The sequence below is a fragment of the Pseudoalteromonas sp. 78C3 genome, from assembly GCF_002836695.1.
Taxonomy (GTDB): domain Bacteria; phylum Pseudomonadota; class Gammaproteobacteria; order Enterobacterales; family Alteromonadaceae; genus Pseudoalteromonas; species Pseudoalteromonas arctica.
Genome location: NZ_PJAV01000124.1, coordinates 23,577 through 29,904 on the forward strand (window position 1 = coordinate 23,577; position 6,328 = coordinate 29,904).

A 6,328-nucleotide genomic window follows, 5' to 3' on the forward strand; every position below is an offset into this window, starting at 1 on the left:
GCGGTTAATGCCCTTTTACAACTAACATTAATTGAATACGGTCGCGAACTTTTAGCTTATTAAATATAGAGCTCATATGCTCTTTAATTGTGCGTTCTGTAATATTTAAAGATTCTGCAGCTTGCTTATTAGTTGCACCTGTTACAACAATATCAACTACTTGACGTTCTCGCTTTGTGAGTACATCAAGCTCGCATGTGCTCGCATATTTAAACGGTGTATTTGATAAAGCTCCTACTAAGTTAGATAGTAATTGTCCTGGTAACCATATTCCGCCAGTACAAATTGTCTCAAGTACTTGTTCAATAATTACTTTAGTAGCGAGTGCTTCTACGTACCCCCTAGCTCCTGCTTCAAGCGCACTTCTTAGTTGATTTATTTCTAGTTCGTTAGTCATAACTATAACCAGTAAACGTTGCTGAGAATACTTTTTAACAAGCTCAAGCCAATTAGGTGTGCCGGCTAAAACCCAAATAATACTTGATGCCGTGACTCTGTGTGGTTCTTTTGTGAATATCAAACAACCAGGAAACGCTGTATGCCAGTGTTTCGATTCAAATTCAGGCTGTGTAATAAAAATACTTTGGCGCATTACTTCTCCATTTATAAAATGTTTTAACGCTCTGTCATTGCTTGCGATGTAGCTCTAAGAACCGGTTTTAAAATATACTCAAGTACGGTTTTTTTACCGGTAATAATATCCACTTGAGTGGTCATTCCTGGAATAATAGTCAGCTCTTTTGAAAAATTATTTTTGGTGGTTTTTAGCTGCACCAAATAAAAGGTATTCTCGCGGTCATCTGTAATTGTATCGGCACTTATATGTAATACTTCGGCTTCAAGGCCACCATATACGGCAAAGTCGTAGGCACTAAATTTTATCATTGCAGATTGCCCAGGGCGTAAAAATGCAATGTCTTTAGGCGGGATTTTTGCCTCTACTACAAGTTGAGCGTCAAGCGGGACAATTTCCATAACATCACTACCTGGCTGTAAAATACCGCCAACAGTATTAACTAATAATCGTTGTACAGTGCCTTTAACAGGAGAGCGTATTTCAGTTTGAGTTACTTTATCGGCTAAGCCAGATTCAGTTTCTTTAATTGAATCTAGTCGCAGTAGCGCTTCGGAGAGTTCATTGTTCCAGCGGTTAATCATAACGAGCTCAACTTCGGTTACCTTATTTTTAGCTTCGTTAATGGCCGAAAGACTCCTATTTATAACTGCTTTGGTTCTGTTTATCTCGCCGTTTAAATCAACTATTTGACGCTCTAAACGAATAATATCTATATCCGAAATAGCACCGGTGCGTAACAATGGGCGGGTCACTTTAAGCTCCCTGTTTGTTAAGCGTAGCGCGCTGGTATGCTGCTGAAGTGCCGCTTTTGCTTCAATATAATCTTGGTGTCGCTGCTCTAGTTGGCGTTTGTGTATACTTACCTGTTGCTCCAACTCTTGGCTGTTACTCAAATAAAGAGAGCGTTCGTGTTGAACCACCTGAGGTGCATTTTTTATAACATCTTCGTTAAATACGAGCTCCTTTTTTTGAGTGAGCGCTCTGAGCCTCGCAACTTTTGCACTTAACGATTCAACCTTGGATTGATTTTCTCTAAAGCTAGAAATAAAGCGGGTAGGGTCTATTTTAATGAGTACATCACCCTCGTTTACTATTTGGCCTTCTCGGACATTTATTTTTTCGACCATACCACCATCATAAGATTGAATAAGCTGTAATTTATTAGAGGGAATAACACGACCCTCGCCACGAGCAACTTCATCTAAATTAGCAAAGCCAGACCACACAATAAGGCATATAAACGTTAAACAAATTAAATAAAGCAGTAACCTAGCGCTTGCTGGTTCCTGCTGCATTTTTTCCCACTGTGCATCTACTACCCAGTCTTGAGTATTTGGCGGTGAAATCCATCCTTTAAATAGTTTATTAAATACGGATGGCTTACCTTGTTTTCTTGCTTCTATTGCTTTGCTAACAGATTCAAAAGAGCGTTGTTCAAGTGGTTTTTTGTTATCACTCATGAGGCTTGCTCCACGGTTTTATTATTTAACGCCGCAATTACTTTTTGTTTTGGTCCATCAGCAACTACTTTTCCGTTATCTAAAACTATAATACGGTCAACAAGCTCGAGTAATGATGAGCGGTGAGTCACTACAATTAGGGTTTTATTTTTAGAATAATTTTTTAAATTGTTAATAATTTTACTTTCACTATTGTGATCTAGCGATGAGGTTGGTTCATCTAGTAATAGTATTGGTGGGTCGTTAATTATGGCTCTTGCCATACCTACAGCTTGGCGTTGCCCTCCTGATAATTGGCGGCCTTGCTCGCCTACTTGTAGATCAAATCCGTCGGGGTGCGAATTAATTAAATCAAATAATTGGCTTCGCTCACAGGCTTCAATAATTTGCTCGTCTTTGGCATGCCAAGCGCTTATCGTAAGGTTGTCTTTTAAGGTCCCATAAAACAGGGCTACGGTTTGCGGTACATAACCAATATTATGGCGAAGCTCTGCAGGGTCAATTTGATGTATATCGTTATTGTCCATCAAAATTGCTCCTGAACAGGGTTCATATAGCCCTAAGATAAGCTTTTCTAATGTACTTTTACCAGAGCCATTACGTCCTAAAATTGCGACTTTTTCACCGGCTTTAATTTTAAAACTAACGCCGTTGAGTGCATTATGAGATTCGTCAGAGTATTTAAAGCATACATCTTTAAATTCTATATCGCCCTTTAAAATAGGGTGTCTTAACCAATGCTTACCAGGTGGGCGCTCGACCTCTTTTTCCATAATCTCATTTAGTGATTGCATTGCTATTGCGGCATGATGATATTGCGCTAAAACAGCGGCTGACTGCCCAATAGGGCCCATAGCACGAGATGATAATAAGTAGGCTGCAATTAATCCGCCTTGAGTTAGCTCACCTTCAATAACGAGGTGTACGCCTATTATCATTATTATCACGCCTACACATTGCTGTATCCACGATGCTGTATTTGATATAGAGCTAGAAACGAGTCGACTTTGTGCGTTTACTTGCGCAATGTAAATGGTCGACTTTTCCCATACAGATTGTGTTTTACACTCTGAGTGAAAGCTTTTTACATCTTCAATATTGGTTAAACTTTCTACTAATACTGCATTTCGCATTGAGCTTGCTTTCATTGTTTGCTCTGAAAGGGCTTCAAGTTTGCGGTGTGCGGCTATAGCGTAAGCTAATAATATAAGTGCGCCCGCGATAATGGGTAAACTTAGAGGTACGCCAATAATGGCGATAACAATTAAATATAAAACTACGAATGGTAAGTCGACTAATGCGACAAGCGTTATGGAGCTAAAAAAGTTACGTACAGCTTCAAATGATTGAATATTGCTAGCAAAGGAGCCAGCTGATGATGGACGGTTTTTTAGTTTCATACCTAATACCCGCTCCATAATTACAGCCGATACTTTGACATCTATTCTGCTTGCAGCAAGCTCTACAAAATAGCCTCTTACTAAGCGTAAAACAAAGTCAGCAGTGAGTGCTATTAAAATACCAATGGCAAGTACCCAAAGGGTTTCTGTTGCATGGTTAGGCACTACGCGGTCATATACATTCATTACAAATAAAGGCATAGCAACCGACAAAAAGCCCAAAGCAATAGCTGAAATGATTACGTCTTTATAAAGTGAGCGGCATTCTTTAATTACTCCCCAAAACCATCCGTCTTTTGATAGTTTTTCAAGTACAGGTGTTCGCTCATCAAATGCAAATTCTGGTTGTGCATAAATAATTAAACCAACACTGTTGCCTGCTAATTCATCAATGCTTTGTTCGATAACTGATTCGGTAAGCTCTGGGTAAATTACACTCACCACCTGCTTATCGTAATCAATAGAATTAATAACACAGGCTTGATTGTCTTTTAAAATTAAGATGGCAGGCAGTAGTGCTGTATTAATTTTTTGTAGTGGCTTATTAACTACTTTCGATTTAAAGCCAATGCGCTTAGCTGCGCGCGAAAAACCTGATGGAGTAAGATTTCCATCAGTTAGAGGAAGTCCATTTAATAGTGCTTCTCTTGAAAACTCTTTATCATGATGGCGACATAAAACTGCTAGGCAGTCAACGAGTATGCCACCATGATCAAGTACATCGTTTAATTCCATAAACCATCCAATGTTATGTAGAACTGCATGCGGTTGTTACTACTAAACCTAAACTCGAGAAATAAATTTAGCTTAAATATTTCAAGCCGAGTTTAGGTTATTTACATAACGTTAATTGACTTAGCTATCAGTAATTACAGCTTCGATACGTCGATTCGCAGCATTCGCTCTTACTGATATTTCGTTTACTCGAGGTTGATCAATACCGTACCCGAACGATTTAACACGTTTTGGTTTTATATCGAATTGTTTAATTAGAATTTCAGCAACGGCAAACGCACGTTTTTCAGATAGTTTGCGGTTATATGTTCGATCTCCATCTAGAGATGCATGACCTCGTATTTCAACCTGCTTATTTGGGTTTTCTTTTAAAAAATCTGCAAGCCGACTAATTTCTTGAATATATTGAGACCTTACATCGCTTGAGTCAGCAGAAAAAGGGATACCAATCTCTATATTCGAGGTTGATGCGCTATAAATTGTACAGCCAGATAAATCAACATTAGTTGACAGCGGTGTACTCGGACAAGTGTCTTGCTCGTTTGGTACGCCGTCACCATCATCATCTAAAAAGTTACTTGGTGTAGTGTCGGTTTCCAACGGTATATCTAAGTACCTTGGCATAGCGGTTACACTCATGTAGGCATTATCTTGCTTCGCTTTTTTTTGTAGAAATGCCTTGCGGCTAAAGGTGGTTGCTACATCGTAACTCGGACAAATATTTTGTGCGTTATGCACAATAGGATCGTCAGTTAGCTCTTTTAATGTAGGGTATTTACCTGACATTACGTCAAGTGCTGGCAATAATTTCCCCATTTCTTTTAGCATAGTTAAAATAGCCGATTGGCGGTCGTATAGCGCAACTATGTATGAACGTGTTGATTGGAACGATTCGTTTTCGGCATCAAGCACGTCTAGTAGAGTTCGTTGGCCTATATCAAATTGATCTTTATATGCAATTTTAACTTTAGTTGATGATTCGCGGTGTTGATTAAGCGCTGGCAACTTTTGCTCTAGTATAGTGACGTTGTAGTAGGCAATTTGCAGACTTTGACGAATATCAATACAGGCTTGATCTCGTTGATATTTTGCAATGTTTATATCTTGATAAGCTTGTTCTAAATTAGCGCTATCTAGACCACCGTTATACAAGTTATAACTAATATCTATGCCGACTCGCGCTTCTGTTCTGGTTTCATTTTGACCAAGCTCATCTCTATCTTGGCTACCGTAGCGGGCAGATAAATCTACGTTAGGGTGAAAGGCCGCTTTTTGTGCTTTGGCGTTCGCTTTTTGCGCTTCAATATTATACAAAGAGGCATAAAACGAAGGGCTGTTTTTGTAGGCGACGTCTAGCGCTTGGTTAACCGAAATTGGTATATTGTTTTCATCAAGGTCAGCTTGCTTTATATCGTTCATAGGCAGCTCACCTACAACCCTTAGGTAGCGAGCGCTTACATCATGTAAATTTGAGTACTCCGTTAATACATTAGATTGCGCTAGAGATAAACGGCCACTAATTTGTTCTAGGTCTGCTGCGCGCGCTACACCGGCGCCTACGCTTTGCTCTATTTGTTGGTATACAGACTCGTGCTCTTGTAAATTAGCTTCTGCAAGTTGTACTAACTCTTTGAATTTTTGTACGTCAAGTAGTGCAATCGAGGCTTCAAGTGCTGTTTGTTCTGTTTGAGAAATAAGCTCAAAGTACCTAATAAGTTGAATACGTTTAAAACGGTCAACTGTATTCGATGTTCTAAAACCGTCATAAAGCATTTGAGTAACGCTTAATTCGGCTGTATTACGGTTATATTCTTCTTCAATACCGTAATTTCTTCTTTCATATCCTGCACTTGCTGATACATCAACACTTGGTAAATAACCTGAACGGGCAGCATCCACTCCATAAATAGAAGATTTAAAAGCATGCCATGCTTCTTGTACTTCAGGATTGTTTTCAATCGCTTTACTTGAAACGTAGGTAAGTGGCATTGCTGATTGTTCGTTTGCATGCACGTAGTTTGATAAAGTTACGGCTGTAATCGCTAATCCGATTAACATAGTCCCTTGGTGCTTTTTAAAAGTGTTTTTTATAATCATTTCTTCCTCTTAGATCCTGTTAAGACCAAAAATACTCTCTTAAATATTTAGTAAAGGAG

Annotated in this window: 4 protein-coding genes; all 4 read right to left on the minus strand. The window is 39.0% G+C overall.

Features of this window, described 5'->3' with window-relative positions; translation table 11 throughout:
* Window positions 1–4: 4 nt before the first annotated feature.
* Window positions 5–592: a response regulator transcription factor gene (locus CXF76_RS05910; protein ID WP_010553236.1), complete on the minus strand. Its 588-nt coding sequence runs from the start codon at window positions 590–592 to the stop codon at window positions 5–7.
* A 23-nt stretch (window positions 593–615) separates the two neighbouring features.
* Window positions 616–2,037 carry an HlyD family type I secretion periplasmic adaptor subunit gene (locus CXF76_RS05915; protein WP_101163257.1) on the minus strand — a complete coding sequence of 474 codons (1,422 nt, stop codon included), beginning with the start codon at window positions 2,035–2,037 and terminating at the stop codon, window positions 616–618.
* A complete protein-coding gene (locus CXF76_RS05920) occupies window positions 2,034–4,172 on the minus strand; it encodes a type I secretion system permease/ATPase (RefSeq protein WP_101163258.1) in 2,139 nt (712 codons plus the stop codon). The genes CXF76_RS05915 and CXF76_RS05920 overlap by 4 nt, the downstream gene beginning before the upstream one ends.
* Window positions 4,173–4,292: 120 nt before the next feature.
* Window positions 4,293–6,269: a TolC family outer membrane protein gene (locus CXF76_RS05925; RefSeq protein ID WP_024589969.1), complete on the minus strand. Its 1,977-nt coding sequence runs from the start codon at window positions 6,267–6,269 to the stop codon at window positions 4,293–4,295.
* Between the last annotated feature and the right edge of the window lie 59 nt (window positions 6,270–6,328).

What these genes read in the sequence shown, in the direction of transcription:
- CXF76_RS05925 (WP_024589969.1), bottom strand. Translation starts at nt 6,269, where the DNA reads ATGATTATAAAAAACACTTTTAAAAAGCACCAAGGGACTATGTTAATC.
- CXF76_RS05920 (WP_101163258.1), bottom strand. Translation starts at nt 4,172, where the DNA reads ATGGAATTAAACGATGTACTTGATCATGGTGGCATACTCGTTGACTGC.
- CXF76_RS05915 (WP_101163257.1), bottom strand. Translation starts at nt 2,037, where the DNA reads ATGAGTGATAACAAAAAACCACTTGAACAACGCTCTTTTGAATCTGTT.
- CXF76_RS05910 (WP_010553236.1), bottom strand. Translation starts at nt 592, where the DNA reads ATGCGCCAAAGTATTTTTATTACACAGCCTGAATTTGAATCGAAACAC.